Source organism: Thermostichus sp. OS-CIW-29, from assembly GCF_054058195.1.
Map to the genome: position 1 here is coordinate 1 of NZ_JBSSAB010000026.1, position 15,285 is coordinate 15,285.

Consider the following 15,285-nt stretch of genomic DNA (forward strand, 5'->3'; position numbering starts at 1 on the left):
TTGGCTCATAAGTTCATTGTACTTCATCAAAGCGCATTCCTCCCGACACTGACCCTACGGGTACAGTGCGGGGCTCCTGCGCTAGTAAGCTGAACTCAAGGAGAGTTTGCAATTCTTGGGTTCTTCTCGCCAGTGTGTGCCATCCTGAGGTTCTCAGCCATCCAACGCAACTTCCAGCCTGTTGGCCTCTTCCTTGGGTGATCGTTCCATGTTGGATAACCTTACCGTCCGTGTCCTAGAACATGCGGCCAAGCGTCGCTGGCGGGAACGCGCCTACAGCCGATTTTTGCAAGATTGGCGACGGCAAGTGGTGCTGCTGCGCCGTCAACGGGCCGGCGAATTTGGCCCACCCCTGGGGGATCCCTCTTGTGTTTTCAGTGCCCACTCGGCTTGGTTGCGCTGTGCCGTCCATCCCCAAGGGCCGTGCCAGGGTTGCCCCCACTATGCCCCCGTCACCCCTCCAAAGCCAGAGCCACCTCTGGGTTCACTCGATGGACGGGTCTGACCGCGCCACACTGGTGGCCGAACATTTTCAGCAGCGGCGGCCTCTGCGGAACGGCCTGCCCGTTGCGCCCCAATGGCATCCGCTGTAGCTAAGTTGAGGGATCCCCGGCCAACTTGTGCCAGAATAAAAGAACGGTAACTCCATCGGCAAAGGCGAGATTCATGGCCCTCTACCTCTCGGCAGACCACCTTCACAGCATCCGTCAGCACGGCGAACAAGCCTTTCCCCACGAGAGCTGCGGCATTTTAATTGGGGAAATCCGGGGATCCGACAAGATTATCCACGAGCTTTGGTCGGTGACCAACACCTGGGATCAAGCGGAAAACCCTCTGGCAGACGGAGAATCCAGCCGCCGCCGCTTCTTGATCGATCCGGCGGATTTCAAGCGGGCCAACGACCACGCGGTGCGCAAAGGGCTGGGGATCCTGGGCACCTATCATTCCCATCCCAACCATGCGGCCATTCCCTCCGAGTTTGATCGGCAGCATGCTTTTCCTTGGGGCTTTTCCTGTGTGATCGTCAGTGTGCGCGAGGGCAAGGCAGAAGAGGTGGTGAGCTGGGTTTTGGATGAGCAGGAGCAGCCCCAACGGGAGCCGATGCAGATGCTGGAAGACATCTGGATCCCCTCGCTCCCGGCTTTGGCAAGCTAGAGTCGTTTGGGCTTTGCCGCTGTTTGAGGCTGAAGTTCACGGCTAAGTTCAGTTGGGATCCTTGAAAGCTGGGATGGGCGCCACCGGAAAAAGCGGTAGTCTAGTGCTGAACCTTGTCTGTAACATAGCTGAATCCTCAAAGTCAGTAGACAGCCCCAACAAGATCGACAAACGGATAGGTCAGCCCAGATCCTCTGGATCCTCAAAAGTCTCCAGTAGATACCCAAGATCTCTCCCCGAACTCCCATGGCAACCAAAGTTCTGATCCCCTCTCCCCTGCGCCCCTACACCGACAACCTGGAAGCTGTCGAGATCGAGGGCAGCAATGTTGGCGAAGTGATGGGCAACCTCATCGCCCGCTATGGCGAGCTGAAGCGCCACCTCTACACCGAGGATGGGAAGCTGCGCAATTTTGTCAATGTCTACCTCAACGACGAGGATGTGCGCACGTTGCCCCAAGGCAACAGCACCCCCGTGGGAGAGCAAGCCGTTATCAGCATCGTTCCTGCTATTGCCGGAGGGTTGTGAGCATGTTGAACCTGGACACCAGCCAAGTCAGCCTCTCCCGCGAGGAGATGGAGCGGTTTTCTCGGCATTTGATCCTGCCCGAGGTGGGCCTAGAAGGACAGAAGCGGCTGAAAGCCGGAAAGGTGCTGTGCATTGGCACCGGCGGGCTTGGCTCGCCCCTGTTGCTGTACTTGGCGGCAGCCGGCGTGGGGCGGATTGGCATCGTCGATTTTGATGTGGTGGATGTGTCCAACCTGCAGCGGCAGGTGATCCACAGCACCTCCTGGGTGGGCAAGCCGAAGGTGGAATCGGCCAAGAACCGCATCTTGGAAATCAACCCCTACTGTCAGGTGGATGTGTATGAGACTGCCCTGAAGTCTCACAACGCTCTGGAGCTGTTTGCCAACTACGACGTGATCGTGGATGGCACCGATAACTTCCCCACCCGCTACCTGGTGAACGATGCCTGTGTGTTGACGGGCAAGCCCAATGTCTACGGCTCGATCTTCCGCTTCGAGGGACAAGCGACGGTCTTCAACTACGAAGATGGGCCCAACTACCGGGATCTCTACCCCGAGCCGCCCCCACCAGGACTGGTGCCCTCCTGCGCCGAAGGGGGAGTGTTGGGGATCCTCCCCGGCATCATCGGTGTTATTCAAGCTACCGAAACCGTGAAGATCCTGCTGGGCGTGGGCACAACCCTGAGCGGGCGGCTGCTGCTTTACGATGCCCTGAACATGAGCTTCCGGGAGCTGAAGCTGCGCAAAAACCCGGCTACTCCGCCCATCACTGAGCTAATCGACTACGAACAGTTCTGCGGGATCCCGCCAGCCCAAGCCACAGAACAAGCTGGCCAGACAGAGATCCCCGAGATCACTGTGGCCGAGCTGAAAGCGCGGATGGATGCTCACCAAGACTTTGTGTTGGTCGATGTGCGCAACCCAAATGAGTGGGAGATAGGCCGGATCCCTGGTGCTCACCTGATCCCCCTGCCCCAAATTGAAAACGGCGACGGGGTGGAGCAGGTGCGTCGCCTCCTTAACGGCTCAGAGCTGATCGTCCACTGCAAGAGTGGGGCACGCTCGGCCAAAGCCCTGAAGATCCTACAAGCTGCTGGGATCCAAGGAAAAAAGCTGCGCGGGGGGATCCTCGCCTGGGCAGAGGCTTACGATCCCTCGATTCCCAAGTACTGACTCTGCCTTGGGATCCTTAGCTGTTGCCCGGTTTGCTCTAGCATAGATCCGGCAGATCCGGTGCCCAGAGCCGGCTGTGCCAGGTTTTCCCTTTTTGCGTCCCCTTTTCCATGAGCGCCATCCCGCAGGCCGAGACAGAGACGATCTTCCACTCCATCCCCGAAGCCCTCGAAGACCTCAAGTGTGGTCGCATGGTCATCGTGGTCGATGACGAAAACCGAGAAAACGAAGGGGATCTGGTCTGTGCTGCCCAGTTTGCCACTCCGCAGGCCATCAACTTCATGGCCACCTACGGGCGGGGCCTTATCTGCCTGGCCATGCAGGGATCCCGCCTCGATGAGCTGAAGATCCCCCTGATGGTGGGGCAGAACACCGACAGCAACCAAACTGCCTTCACCGTCAGCATTGATGCTGGGCCAGAGGCTGGAGTTTCCACCGGCATTTCCGCCGCCGATCGCTCTCGCACCATTCAGGCGGCCATTCACCCGCACACGCGACCGGAAGATCTGCGCCGGCCTGGGCATGTCTTTCCGCTGCGGGCACGGGAGGGCGGAGTACTCAAACGGGCTGGCCATACGGAAGCAGCGGTGGATCTGGCGATGTTGGCCGGGCTGTATCCGGCGGGGGTCATCTGCGAGATCCAAAACCCAGACGGCTCCATGGCCCGCCTGCCCCAGTTGATCGAATATGCCCGTCAGCACGATTTGAAGATCATCACCATCGCCCACCTCATCGAGTACCGCTTGCGCACCGAACAACTGGTTCACCGAGAGGCTGCCGCCACCCTGCCAACGGAGTTTGGCCAGTTTCGGGTTTACGGCTACCGCGATAGCCTCAACCAAGTCGAGCACCTGGCCCTGGTGAAAGGGGATCCGGCCCAATTTGCCGCTGAGCCCGTCCTGGTGCGCGTCCATGTGGAGTGTCCCCTAGGGGATGCGCTGGGATCCCTGCGCTGCGATTGTCGCCGCCAATTGACAGCGGCCCTGAAGATGATCGACCACCAAGGCAAGGGGGTGCTGGTGTACCTGCGCCGGCAAGAGCAGGAGCTGAGTCTCATCGAGCAAATCAAGTCCTACGCCCGGCAAGATCTGGGACTTTCTGAAACCGCGCCACCGGTGGCGATGGACTTGCGCGATTACGGCATCGGCGCCCAGATCCTACGGGATGTGGGGGTGCGCAAAATGCGCCTGATCAGCAATACCTCTCGCCACATCAGCGGCTTGAAAGGATTTGGCCTGGAAGTGGCCGAGCGCGTGCCCTTGCTGGTGGAAGAGCCGGATCTCAATTTGCACGTGGAGCCGTCCTGTTCCCTGAAACTGTTGCTGCACGACGCTGGCGCAACCGATTCCGGCTCAAGCCTGTAGCGCGTTGTAGGGCCGAGGGCTATGGTGGAACAAAGACTGGGGTGCAGCCGGCTCGCCATCCACCACATAAGCCTTGGATCCCCAACCCCAAAAAGACCAGAAAGGACGTTTGGGCAAAGATGGAACCGAACGCGCCGGTAGGAGGGAGTCCCTGGCTGTCGGGCTCAACAGTTGCTTCGGCAAGACGGGAATGTCGGATCCCACCTGCGACCACACTTCATAGCCCTGAGGGCGCACCACCACCAGGCTGATCAGGGATCCGTGATCCATGTCGTAGCGGCAACTGGCGATGGCCTCTTGCAGCTGAGAAAAGCCCCGGTTGAAGACGTAAAAATGGTCTTGGAAGCGGATGGCCTCCCAGAAACCTTCCCGTGTAACCGCCACATGGTCATGATCGGCGGAGGCGTAGTCGAGGATCACCATACGTGTAAAGACTGATCAGCGATGAATCAAAATGAGAGAGCTTTTACCGTATTTCCACTTAAACACGATATCGGGCAGCCTGTCATCCGCAAAATGGCTCACCTGCAACAAGGCTTAATGCGTTTCTTTACTCTGCAAACCGCTGCCGCCCGCCTCTCTATCCCCTCCGGCTCCAGGGATCCCACCCAGTTCCCGTCGCAGCTCGGCCATGGCTGCTTCTCCGATGTGGGGGGTGGCGCAGACTAGGTTGGGTGTGCGGATTAGATCGGCTCGGGCTTGGCGCACCAAGACCCGCAGGGTGGGGTAGCTGGCCTCATCGCAAATCAGCGTATGGGCGCGGCGGATTAGGGATCCCACCCGTTCCGTATCCGAGATCACTGCCGTCAGCACCAGCAGGTCTCCCCGCAAACTGTGGACGATCACCTCGGCAACCTCCAGCAGGGCAGTGCTGATGCTCACCAGCCCCAGACAGGCGTGGGAAGGCAATTGGCGGATCAGGGCAATTTCACGGGCGTAGTCGGACACCTCCACTGTCAGAACACGGGCCCCCCGGGGTTGGGCAATGGCTTCGACGGCGCTGAGAAAATAGCGGAGCGTCACCACAGTGCCGGAATGGATCTGATCCAGAACGGTGGCCAGCTCCTCCAGGGGCACCAACTGGACCCGGATGCCCAAAGTCTGCTGGATTTGCTGGGCCATCAGTTGTCCTGTACCCAAATCCCGGTTGGGCACACACACCAGCACTTGGGCACTGCAGCGCAATCGCCAATCGATCTCCGCTAGCAGCAGATCCCGCACCTGCTCCAAAGAAAACCCCTGCTGCAGCAGCTGGTCGATGCCCTGGCGCACCTGCTCCAGGACCTGTCGGGATCGATCCAGGTTTTCCCCCAGGCCGCGAGAGTAGTTAACCACCTGGCGGGCGGAGCGGCTCACGTAAATGCCAGATCCAGCGCGGGTTTCCACCAGGCCCATAGCCTCGAGTTGGTGGTAAACCTTGTGGATGGTATTGCGGTGCAGGCCCGTTTGCATGGCCAATTGACGGGTGCTGGGCAGGCGGCAGCCGGGAGGAAACTGCCCACAGGCAATGGCGAAGCAGAGCAAATTAAAGAGCTGCACGGAGCCAGGGATCCCACTCCCCGGCTGGATGGAAATGCGCATCATGGCCCGTTTTTCTCCCTTTGACAACGCCGTTGCGAGCCCGTTTCTGGGCTACGTAAGAATCCCTCGACTTCAGTCGGCGGGAGTGTCAACTGCCTGCAAGATAGCGCCGACGCCGGATAGACAAGCTCCAGAGGAGATCGGGATTGAGAGCCCTATTCGGGGATGCGGTGCATCCGGCTGGGATCCCAACTTAAAGTCACCTCCGTCCCTTCCGGCAACTGCTGCAAATTCAGGCCGGGGTTGGGTTGCACAGCCAAAAGTTTCACCTCACAGCCCGACACCCATACCTGATAGCGAATGAAAGCCCCTAGATAAGCAGTGTCGCAAATCCGTCCCCGCAAGCGGCAGTGGCCATCGGGGATCCCTTCTTCAGATAAGTCAATCCGAATGTGCTCCGGGCGCAAAGCAAACAGGGCCGCTTCTCCCACGCATCGTTCCGCCAGGGATCCCTCGATCAAGTTGGTTTGGCCGATAAAACCGGCTACAAACCGGGTGGCAGGTCGCTCGTAGAGCTCTGCCGGGGATCCCACCTGTTCGATGCGCCCGCGATTGAACACGGCAATACGATCGCTCATGGTCAGGGCCTCTTCTTGGTCGTGGGTGACGTACAAAAAGGTGAGACCAAGGCGGTGTTGTAGGGCCTTGAGTTCAAACTGCATCTGTTGGCGCAACTTCAAATCCAGCGCCCCCAAAGGTTCATCCAGCAAGAGCACCTGCGGTCGGCCAACCAAAGCCCGCGCCAAGGCCACCCGTTGCCGTTGCCCCCCTGAAAGTTGGCTGGGTTTACGGGATCCCAGATCGGGCAGTTGTACCAGCTCCAGCGCCTCTTGCACTCGCTTTTGGCGCTCCTTCGGCGGTATGCCGCGGATCATCAAGCTGTAGCCAACGTTCTCCGCCACCGTCATGTGGGGGAAGAGAGCATAGTCCTGAAACACCGTGTTCACAGGCCGTCGGTAGGGCGGCAGACCCAAAACATTCTGGCCGTTCAATTCGATCTGCCCCTCATCCGGACGCTCAAAGCCCGCGATCATCCGCAAACAGGTGGTTTTGCCCGAACCCGACGGCCCCAACAACGTAAAAAACTCCCCCTGCTGCACCTCCAAATCCACCCCGTCCACCGCTTGGATCCCGGAAAAGTTGCGGCTGACCCTCCGCAAACGAATGGCAGGCGGGGATCCCTCCTCTCTCCCGGCTTGGGATTTGGCGGAGCTGACATCAGAGGCGAGGACAGATTCGGCAACCATATCGACACAGGCAGCAAATGAACCCATTATGAGGGATCCATTTACAGAGGTTGACAGGTCTCAGCAAGGCCGGAAAAGTCCCAGGCCAAGAGCAGAGATAGTGTGCGAGGGTGAAAGCTCGCCGGAAACCCACCCGACCGGTCGCGAAAGCGGGCCGGAGGCCTTGTTTTTGCATGGGATCCCTGTTTTTGCATGGGATCCCTTGACCACTGGGGATCTGAACCCCATCTTGTTACAGAAATTTAGAATCGTTACAATGAGTTAGAATCTTTGCTCATCTTTGCATCGCAGGTTTTATCCTATGGCACCCTCTCAGCAGTTTCCCGTGCTACTCGCCTCAGCTTTGCGTCACGACAGCGTAACTCCGCGCTGGTCTCAAGTGGCGTGGACCGTTTTGCGGGTGGTGGCAGGGCTATTCATGATTCACAACGGCCTTGACAAACTGGCAGATATCGAAGGATTTGCGACGGCTTATGTAGAAGTGATCGGGTTGCCCTTCCCGATCTTCTTCGCTTATGTGGCTGCCTATACCGAGCTGATCGCAGCTCCGATGGTGGCGTTGGGTTTGTTGACCCGAGGGGCAGCACTGGGCTTGTTCGCCACGATGGCGGTGGCCATGTTCCATCACATTAAGGTGGCCGGCTTCAGCGTTCCCTACTTGGAGCTATCCGCCATCTACGCAGCGATCTTCCTGGCCTTTGCGGTGAATGGGGGGGGCTGGTTCTCTGTGGATCAGCTCTTGGTGAATGCAATCGAGTCGTGGCTGAACCGCGCCAGCCGGGAAAAGTTGGAGAGCTTGCAGTCTTCGTTGCAGGCCACGGAACGGGTAATTGCGCTGGGCGAGGAAGAGGCCGAGGCCGCCAAGACCACCGGATCCTGAGCTTTGGTGGCCATTCCCGATAGCGGCGAGGCTGCTCCTCTCTCCCTCTGAGAGAGAGGTTAGCTAAACCGCCGGGAAGCCCCGCACTCTCTGCAACAGCAGGAGGGTCGGGATGAAAGGCGTATATATCCTGTGCCATAATCAACATGGCTGTACAAAACGGCGTTGCCGGAATCTGGTACAGCTACGCGGTGGGACATCCCGTGTCTGCGCGTGGAGGGTTCTTGCAGTAGCTCCCCGATGAAGCGCGAAGCCCACGCTGTACCTGTAGGGTCAGTGATGGGAGTATGTCACCAGTGAGAGTCATCCTGCTAAACGCGGCTGGCGGCCCGCTCCATCAGGCGTTGGTGGGTGGAGCGCACAGGCTCTCCTGGCTTGGGTTGCCGCTGCACGTAGGTGCCATCAGGGCGCAACTCCCAGGCTTGCCGGTTGTCCGTCAGGCAGATGTCCAAGATCGCCTTGAGCTCCCGCTGCAACGCGGGATCCTCCACAGGGGTAACCACCTCAACGCGCCGATCCAGGTTGCGGGTCATGTAGTCGGCACTGCCGATGAAGTACTCTTCCTGGCCGCCATTGTAGAAGTAGAAGATGCGGGAGTGCTCCAGGAAGCGCCCGATGATGCTGATCACGCGGATGCGTTCGCTCAGGCCTGGGATCCCGGGCTTGAGGCAGCACATGCCCCGCACGATGAGATCGATCTCCACCCCGGCTTGGCTGGCCTCGTAGAGCAGCCGGATCATTTCCGGGTCGGTGAGAGAGTTGATCTTGACGATGATACGCCCCTGGCCCCCCGCTTGGGCATGGCGCATCTCGCGGCGGATCAGGGCTTCCATGCCCTGGCGCAGGGTTCTGGGGGCCACCAAGAGCTTGCGGAATTGCCGTTGCCGCGAGTAGCCCGTCAGCAGGTTAAACAACTCCGTAACGTCGTTGCAGAGGGTCTCATCGCAAGTGAACAGCCCTAGGTCGGTATAGATACGGGCGGTTTTGGGGTTGTAGTTGCCGGTACCGATGTGGACGTAGCGGCGCAGGGATCCCTCCTCTTCCCGCACCACCAAAGCCAGTTTGCAGTGGATTTTCAGCCCCGGCAGGCCGTAGGCCACGTGGACCCCGGCTTTCTCCAGCTTTTTGGCCCAGAGGATGTTGTTTTCTTCGTCGAAACGGGCTTTGAGCTCCACCAGAGCGGCCACCTGCTTGCCGTTTTCGGCGGCCTGAATGAGGGATTTCACCACCGTCGAGTCGCCGGAGGTGCGGTAGAGGGTTTGCTTAATGGTGAGCACCTGCGGATCGTTGGCGGCCTCCTCCAAAAACCGTTCCACGCTGGCGGCAAAAGAATCGTAGGGGTGATGCACCAACAGATCCCCTTCCCGGATGACGGCAAAGATATCCACCGGCTCATCGCTGACCGAGGCAGTGCGCAGGCGGGGCGGGGTGACCGGCCCCCAAGGGGGATCCTTCAAATCGGGCCGATCCAGGCTGAGAAACGCCATCACCCCCCCCATACTCAAGAGGCCATCCACTTCGTACACCGAGTCACTGTTGAGGCGCATCTCTTCGCTGAGCCGTTGTCGGATGGCTGCCGGAGTTTGGCTGGCAATCTCCATGCGCACCACTGAGCCGAAGCGGCGCTTGCGCAGCTCTTCTTGAATGGCAGCCAGCAGATCGTCGGCCTCGTCCTCTTGGATTTCCAGATCGGCATCCCGGGTGATGCGGAAGGGGTAGTACTCCAGCACCTGCATGCCGACAAACAGCGCTTCCAGATGGTGGGCAATCACCTGATCCAGCGGCACAAAGCTTACCCCATCCCGCAGCGGCACAAAGCGGGGCAAGGTGTTGGGCACCTTCACGCGAGCAAAATGCTCCTTGCCAGTCTCTGGATCCCGCACCACCACCGCCAAGCTGAGGCTGAGGTTGGAGATGTAGGGAAAGGGATGGCCTGGATCCACCGCCAAGGGGGTGAGCACTGGAAACAAACGCCTCTCAAAGTAGTCCCGCAGCTCCTGCCGTTCCGACTCGGCCAGCTCGGAAAAATCGCGGATGTGAATGCCCTGTTCCGCCAGCTTGGGCACCAGTTCCTGCCGGAAGCAAGTGTGCAATTTTCGAATCAGGGGGCGCAGGTGGCTCGAGATCTGCTGCAACTGCTGCTGCGGTGTAAGGCCATCCGGGGTTAGCACCAACACGCCCGTTTCCAACTGACGACGGATCACCGCCACCCGCACCATGAAAAATTCGTCCAGGTTGCTCTCAAAGATGGCCAGAAACTTCAGCCGCTCCAGCAGAGGTGTGCGCTCATCCAGGGCCTCGTGCAAAACCCGGGCATTGAATTCAATCCAGCTCAGCTCCCGGTTGAAATACTGCTCCGGCAGAGCATAGCCCTCTTGGATGGGTGTAGTCCGGATCCCTGGTTGTCCGGCATCAGGGGGGCAGCCCGTCGTGTCGGGGTTGCAAGGTGGCCAGGAAGGGTCGGTTTCCTTGGGGCGCGGAGTCATGGCGGCAGAGGGCTGGGTTATCTCAAACACGTCAACAACGGCTGGAGCCGACCCAATCCTATCCTGCGGGGTTCTGCTTAGGCGAAGGAGAAGTGCCCAAGACGGGCTTGGGCGGACGTTCAGGCAACAATCCTTGAGAGCGCGTCAGAAGAATCACCTGGAGCAGGATCCCGATCAACAAAATGCGCAAAGGGCCAGCCCGGGTGGCCCACTGGGGCGGCAAACGGTTGGTGAGCCACTCGCTGCCCGACCACACCCCCCAAATTACCAGCGCTCCCAGCAAGGCGCCGCGATTGTTGCCACTGCCCCCCGCGATCAGCATTACCCAAACGATGAAGGTGGCAAACTCCGGTTGAAAGGCTTCTGGGCTGATGAAATTGACAAAATGGGCGTAGAGGGCCCCCGCCAACCCCATGAGCATGGATCCCAGCACAAACGCTTGCAGGCGAAACTGGAGCACATCTTTGCCGGCAGCCAGGGTTGCCGGTTCATCCTCGCGAATGGCCCGCAGCACCCGCCCCCAGGGGGAGCGATAGGCCCGCTCCGCAGCCCAATAGACCACCGCCAAAATGACCAGCACCAAGCCCAAGTAGAGAAGGGTATCCTGACCTGGGATCCAGCCGCGAAAGGGTCGCGGAATGCGGGTAATTCCCCGTACGCCATTGGTCAGCCAGCCCTCATTTCTCAGGATTTGGCTGATGATCTCAGCAATGCCGATGGTGGCGATGGCCAAGTAGTCGGAACGCAGCTTCAGGGTAATCAAGCCGATCAAAAAGGCAATCGCCCCGGCGACGGCCACAGCTATGGCAAAACCCACCCAAAAGGGCAGATTGAAGCCGCCCAAATGCTCGGCGCTTGGGGGTGTGGTGACAATGGCGCTGGCATAGGCTCCCACGGCAAAAAAAGCCCCCACCCCGATGTTGAACATGCCGGCGTAGCCCCACTGGATATTGAGGCCCAGCACCAGCACGCCGTAGATCCCCACCAAAATCAAAAAGAAAATGCCGTAGCTCAACATCAGACATCCCCCCCACCCGGGGATCCCAGTAATCCCGTGGGTCGGAAGATCAGCAGCAGTACCAAAATGGCGAAGGCCACCCCGGTTTTATAGGCCGGGTTGATCACCAAGGTCGAGAATTCTTCCGCCAGGCCGATCACCACTCCTCCGGCAATAGCCCCGTAAGGGCGACCGATGCCGCCGAGAATGGCCGCTGCAAAAATGGGCAGCAATAGCCGCCAGCCCATGGTGGGGTGCAGCCGGGTATCCATACCCAGGAACACACCTGCTGCACAGGCCAAGGCTGCGCCAATGGCCCAAGTCCAGAGAACGATTCGCTCCGTATCAATGCCGGTAATCTTGGCCAGCTCAAAATTGTCGGCCATGGCCCGCATCGCTTTGCCCACCCGCGTGCGTTGTAAGAAGAGATGCAGGGCCACCACCAACAGGGCTGTTCCCGCCAGGATTACCGCCCAATCGGGCTTAATGCGCAGCTCCCCAAGCCGCCACGGCAACTGGATCCCGCTGCGGTACACCTGATTGTTGGGCCCCCAGATGATCTGCACCAGGCTGCGCAGAATCAGGGCGGTGCCAAAAGAAGAAATGAGCAAGATCACTGGTGCCTCCCGGCGCAGGCGGCGATAGATGAGCTGGTCGATCCCAACTGCACAAAGTACCGTGGCCAAGGCTGCCGGGAGCAGGCTGACCCCAATTGGCCAACCCAACCCAACAAATGTCAGGCCGAAGTAGGCCCCCAGGGTCATCAGATCCCCGTGGGCAAAGTTGGCAAAGCGCAAAATGCCAAAGGTCAGCGACACCCCAATTGCTCCCAGGGCGTAGATGCTGCCCAAGACAAGGCCGTAAATGAAAAGTTGCAACAGTTGGGTCACGCTTGCCCCCAAAAACACTTTGCCCTGATAATGCCACGGGTTTGCCGAGAGCGGGATCCGGCTCAGCGCAGCGGAAGGATACGGCTGATCGCGCCAGCGGGACGGAGTCCTAAGAAAGCTAGGGTAGGGGAGAAAGCCCCCAAGGAAGATCCATGCAGTCCAGGTCTTTGTCTGTCCTCCGTTTCCTGGCCGTTTTGGCCCTGCTGAGCGCGGGCTGTGGCGGGCCGGAGTGGGATCCCGATGCGCCTTCCGAGCCCATCTCCACCCCCCAGTTGATCTACGAAGACATCACCCTCACCCAAGCCAGGCCCGACGGCGGCATTCTTTGGCGCTTACAGGCTCGCCTGGCCGAATACGAGCCCCCCTCCGAAGGCAGCGCCACTCCTGTGCAGTTGGGATCCGCCCATTTGCAGGCCGTTGAGGGAGAATTTTTCGACGAAGACAACCGCGCCATCCGCACCCGCGCCGAGCAAGGCTCTGCCTACCCCGGCGAACGACGTCTGGAATTGAGGGGTCAAGTCGAGGTGGAATCGGAGCGAGACAACCTGCGTCTGGAGGCCCAGCGGGTGGAATGGCTGCCGGAACAGCGCCTCCTCCAAGCTGAGGGCCAGGTGAAAGTGGAGCTGTTGGAGGGCCAGGGATCCCTGCAGGGGGAGCGGCTGCTCGTCGACTTTGGCCAAGCCCAGATGCAGCTGGAGAACTGGGATCCCACTCAGCCGGTGCGGGCAGAGTACCGGGATCCGGATCTGGAGCTGGCTGCCAGCCGTTTTCTGTGGCAATTTGGCGTCGGGGAAGTGCAGGCAGTAGGGTCTGTAGAGGTTTACGCTCCCTTACAAGCTTTGCGCCTCAGGGGCGAGCAGTTGCGGGCTCCCCTGCCTCTAACCGAGTTGCGCATATTGGGCAACGGGCAAGCCAAAGCCGAGCAGACAGGGCAAGAGCTGCAGGCCCAGGAGATCCGCTGGCGCATCGGCTCCACCCAGCTGCAGGCCCAGGGCAACGTGCGCTACCGCCAGCCCGGCCAGGCTTTGACTGTCAGAGGCAACCAAGGGATCCTGGATTGGCAGGCCAACACTGCTCGGATCCAAGGCAACAGCCAAACCCAGCTCACTTTGCCCTGAGGAGGCGGTGGGGGAAGCAGAAAGCTGGCCGAGAGCATGGCAGGATAGGGATACCTTTAAGGAAAAGTATCGGGTGAGTTGTGGTGAGCTTTGAGGACTCCGTCCGAGTGGCGCAAACAGGACATTCCCCCGCCAGGGCCGGCGCTGCTGCCGTAGAACGCCCCAACATCCTGCTGATCGTGCTGGATACCCAGCGGGCGGATCGTCTCTCCTGCTATTGGTCAGAAGCGGAGCGTGCCCGCCAAGTGCCCACCAGCCCCAACCTGGATCGGCTGGCTGCCGAATCCACCCTCTTCGAGCGGGCCATCGCCCCTGCCCAATGGACCATCCCCTCCCACGCTTCCCTGTTTACGGGGGAATATCCCAGCACCCACCAGACTGTCCAAGCAGATCTGGAGCTGAGCCCCGCCCTGCCCACCCTGGCAGAGCTGTTGCAGCTGAGCGGCTATACCACTGTGGGCTTTTGCAACAACCCTCTGGTGGGGATCCTGAAAAACGGCTTGCGGCGCGGCTTTGAAACCTTTTACAACTACGGCGGCGCTCTGCCCACCCGCCCCCCCGAGGGCAACCCCTTGCCTGCCCCCCTAAACCGCTGGCTGGCCGCCTACACCCAATTTTGGCGGCGGCTCTCCTACCCGGTGCAAAACGCCTTTGCCCGCTCCGACACCCTCTTCCAGCTGGCGCTGCACCCCTGGTTTGCCTCCCTCTGGACCCGCTTGGTGAACTTCAAGGGCAACACCGCCGCCTCGATTGCGGACTTAAATCGCTACTTGCACCAGATGGCCCGCCGCCGGTCGGATCCCGGAGCACGGCCCTTCTTTTGCTTTGTCAACCTGATGGAGCCCCACCTGCCCTACTGGCCGCCGGAGCCCTTTGTGCAGAAATACGCCCCCTATTTCAAAAGCAACCGCGAGGCCCGCGACTTTTTGCGCCAATACAACGCCCAGCCCTACCGCTGGATGGCGCCCCTGCCGCAGCCCCTTTCTCCACTGCAAGCGCAGGTGCTGCGGGATATCTACGATGCTGAGGTGGCCTACCAAGATCACCTACTGGGATCCGTCTTCGACACCCTGCGCCACACCGGCCTGGAGCAGAATACGCTGGTGGCCATCGTCGCCGATCACGGCGAAGGCCTGGGAGAACACGACTTCGTCGGCCACGCCTTTGTGGTCTACGAAGAGCTGATCCGCGTGCCCCTCATCCTGCGCTATCCCGGCCACTTCCCGGCAGGAAAACGCATTGCCACCCCCGTTTCCACCCGCCGCCTCTTCCATACCCTCCTGGAAGCTGCCGGCTTTAGCCCCAACCTTTCCCCCAACGGTGCCCCCTGTGTCAGCCTCAAGCTCCGCCGCGAGGTCGCCCGCCTCAGCTTGGCCCGCACCTTGGCAGGGGAAGATCCCGAGCAGGGAACAGTGCTCAGCGAAGCCTTCCCGCCCCACCTTCTCATTCGGGCTATGGAAAACCGCAACGACAGCCTGCTGCGGGCGCGTGCCTGTTACGACATCCGCCGTGCCCTCTATGAGGGGATGACCAAGCTCATCCAAACGGGGGATCGCCCCAGCCTCTACAACTTGGAGCAGGATCCGGCGGAGCTGCGGGATCTGCTCTGGGTCGGCGACGGGGATCCTGTCTCCTCTCTCCCTGATGCTGATCCGCAACGCTGTCACGACGGGTCGGCGGGGGAAGCCGGCTGGGGATCCCTTTCCCCCCAGGCTTGGCTGGCTCGCCTGCAGCAGGGGCTGAGAACGTGGGTGAGCTGGGCAGAATCCCGACAGCCCAGCACGGCTCCTCGCAAGGTGAATGTGGAAAGCGATGCCGACTTGGTGCGGCAGATGCAAGAGCTGGGCTACTTGGAGTAGGCAGGGAT

Annotated in this window: 14 protein-coding genes; 8 read left to right on the forward strand and 6 right to left on the reverse strand. The window is 60.2% G+C overall.

Annotated features, from left to right (window positions below):
- Positions 1 to 208 precede the first annotated feature (208 nt).
- From ACVWZJ_RS09765 to ribB, 5 genes are all read left to right on the forward strand, one after another.
- On the forward strand, positions 209 to 505 hold the full coding sequence (locus ACVWZJ_RS09765) for a DUF6464 family protein (protein ID WP_011433656.1): 297 nt from the start codon (positions 209 to 211) through the stop codon (positions 503 to 505).
- A 161-nt stretch (positions 506 to 666) separates the two neighbouring features.
- On the forward strand, positions 667 to 1,155 hold the full coding sequence (locus ACVWZJ_RS09770) for a M67 family metallopeptidase (protein WP_414407330.1): 489 nt from the start codon (positions 667 to 669) through the stop codon (positions 1,153 to 1,155).
- A gap of 246 nt (positions 1,156 to 1,401) precedes the next feature.
- Positions 1,402 to 1,683, forward strand: a complete 282-nt coding sequence (locus tag ACVWZJ_RS09775) for a MoaD/ThiS family protein (RefSeq protein ID WP_457395940.1) — start codon at positions 1,402 to 1,404, stop codon at positions 1,681 to 1,683.
- Positions 1,684 to 1,685: 2 nt separating this feature from the next.
- Positions 1,686 to 2,855 (forward strand): molybdopterin-synthase adenylyltransferase MoeB, encoded by a 1,170-nt coding sequence (moeB, locus tag ACVWZJ_RS09780; RefSeq protein ID WP_457395941.1) that lies wholly within the window; start codon positions 1,686 to 1,688, stop codon positions 2,853 to 2,855.
- Between the two features lie 110 nt (positions 2,856 to 2,965).
- Positions 2,966 to 4,219, forward strand: coding sequence for a 3,4-dihydroxy-2-butanone-4-phosphate synthase (gene ribB, locus ACVWZJ_RS09785; protein ID WP_457384803.1), 1,254 nt, complete (start codon positions 2,966 to 2,968; stop codon positions 4,217 to 4,219).
- Here ribB and ACVWZJ_RS09790 read toward each other — a convergent pair.
- The 3 genes from ACVWZJ_RS09790 to ACVWZJ_RS09800 form a co-directional block, all read right to left on the reverse strand.
- On the reverse strand, positions 4,208 to 4,642 hold the full coding sequence (locus ACVWZJ_RS09790; protein ID WP_457395942.1) for a hypothetical protein: 435 nt from the start codon (positions 4,640 to 4,642) through the stop codon (positions 4,208 to 4,210). The genes ribB and ACVWZJ_RS09790 overlap by 12 nt on opposite strands.
- A gap of 114 nt (positions 4,643 to 4,756) precedes the next feature.
- Positions 4,757 to 5,800: a GntR family transcriptional regulator gene (locus tag ACVWZJ_RS09795; RefSeq protein ID WP_457395949.1), complete on the reverse strand. Its 1,044-nt coding sequence runs from the start codon at positions 5,798 to 5,800 to the stop codon at positions 4,757 to 4,759.
- A 155-nt stretch (positions 5,801 to 5,955) separates the two neighbouring features.
- Positions 5,956 to 7,074, reverse strand: a complete 1,119-nt coding sequence (locus ACVWZJ_RS09800; RefSeq protein ID WP_457395943.1) for an ABC transporter ATP-binding protein — start codon at positions 7,072 to 7,074, stop codon at positions 5,956 to 5,958.
- A gap of 298 nt (positions 7,075 to 7,372) precedes the next feature.
- Between ACVWZJ_RS09800 and ACVWZJ_RS09805 the strand changes: the two genes are divergently transcribed.
- The gene (locus ACVWZJ_RS09805) at positions 7,373 to 7,927 is read left to right on the forward strand and encodes a DoxX family protein (RefSeq protein WP_041437454.1); all 555 of its coding nucleotides are present in this window, start codon (positions 7,373 to 7,375) and stop codon (positions 7,925 to 7,927) included.
- Positions 7,928 to 8,238: 311 nt separating this feature from the next.
- Here ACVWZJ_RS09805 and ACVWZJ_RS09810 read toward each other — a convergent pair whose 3' ends face one another.
- Genes ACVWZJ_RS09810 through ACVWZJ_RS09820 form a run of 3 tightly spaced genes read right to left on the reverse strand, consistent with a single transcriptional unit; the run spans position 8,239 to position 12,300 of the window.
- Positions 8,239 to 10,413, reverse strand: a complete 2,175-nt coding sequence (locus ACVWZJ_RS09810; RefSeq protein WP_457395950.1) for an RNA degradosome polyphosphate kinase — start codon at positions 10,411 to 10,413, stop codon at positions 8,239 to 8,241.
- A 58-nt stretch (positions 10,414 to 10,471) separates the two neighbouring features.
- Entirely contained in the window at positions 10,472 to 11,431 is a 960-nt protein-coding gene (locus ACVWZJ_RS09815) for a branched-chain amino acid ABC transporter permease (protein ID WP_011433667.1), read from the reverse strand.
- Positions 11,431 to 12,300, reverse strand: coding sequence for a branched-chain amino acid ABC transporter permease (locus ACVWZJ_RS09820; protein WP_011433668.1), 870 nt, complete (start codon positions 12,298 to 12,300; stop codon positions 11,431 to 11,433). Before ACVWZJ_RS09820 ends, ACVWZJ_RS09815 begins: the two co-directional genes overlap by 1 nt.
- A 152-nt stretch (positions 12,301 to 12,452) precedes the next feature.
- On the opposite strand from ACVWZJ_RS09820, the gene lptC reads away from it, so the two are divergent.
- Both lptC and ACVWZJ_RS09830 read left to right on the forward strand, forming a co-directional pair.
- On the forward strand, positions 12,453 to 13,418 hold the full coding sequence (gene lptC, locus ACVWZJ_RS09825; RefSeq protein WP_457395944.1) for an LPS export ABC transporter periplasmic protein LptC: 966 nt from the start codon (positions 12,453 to 12,455) through the stop codon (positions 13,416 to 13,418).
- Positions 13,419 to 13,501: 83 nt separating this feature from the next.
- On the forward strand, positions 13,502 to 15,277 hold the full coding sequence (locus ACVWZJ_RS09830) for a sulfatase (protein ID WP_457395945.1): 1,776 nt from the start codon (positions 13,502 to 13,504) through the stop codon (positions 15,275 to 15,277).
- Positions 15,278 to 15,285: the final 8 nt, after the last annotated feature.

Excerpts from the sequence above, each read along its gene's own strand:
- ACVWZJ_RS09795 (WP_457395949.1), bottom strand. The coding sequence starts at position 5,800 with ATGCGCATTTCCATCCAGCCGGGGAGTGGGATCCCTGGCTCCGTGCAG.
- moeB (WP_457395941.1), top strand. The coding sequence starts at position 1,686 with ATGTTGAACCTGGACACCAGCCAAGTCAGCCTCTCCCGCGAGGAGATG.
- ribB (WP_457384803.1), top strand. The coding sequence starts at position 2,966 with ATGAGCGCCATCCCGCAGGCCGAGACAGAGACGATCTTCCACTCCATC.
- ACVWZJ_RS09770 (WP_414407330.1), top strand. The coding sequence starts at position 667 with ATGGCCCTCTACCTCTCGGCAGACCACCTTCACAGCATCCGTCAGCAC.
- lptC (WP_457395944.1), top strand. The coding sequence starts at position 12,453 with ATGCAGTCCAGGTCTTTGTCTGTCCTCCGTTTCCTGGCCGTTTTGGCC.
- ACVWZJ_RS09765 (WP_011433656.1), top strand. The coding sequence starts at position 209 with ATGTTGGATAACCTTACCGTCCGTGTCCTAGAACATGCGGCCAAGCGT.
- ACVWZJ_RS09815 (WP_011433667.1), bottom strand. The coding sequence starts at position 11,431 with ATGTTGAGCTACGGCATTTTCTTTTTGATTTTGGTGGGGATCTACGGC.
- ACVWZJ_RS09800 (WP_457395943.1), bottom strand. The coding sequence starts at position 7,074 with ATGGGTTCATTTGCTGCCTGTGTCGATATGGTTGCCGAATCTGTCCTC.
- ACVWZJ_RS09790 (WP_457395942.1), bottom strand. The coding sequence starts at position 4,642 with ATGGTGATCCTCGACTACGCCTCCGCCGATCATGACCATGTGGCGGTT.
- ACVWZJ_RS09775 (WP_457395940.1), top strand. The coding sequence starts at position 1,402 with ATGGCAACCAAAGTTCTGATCCCCTCTCCCCTGCGCCCCTACACCGAC.
- ACVWZJ_RS09810 (WP_457395950.1), bottom strand. The coding sequence starts at position 10,413 with ATGACTCCGCGCCCCAAGGAAACCGACCCTTCCTGGCCACCTTGCAAC.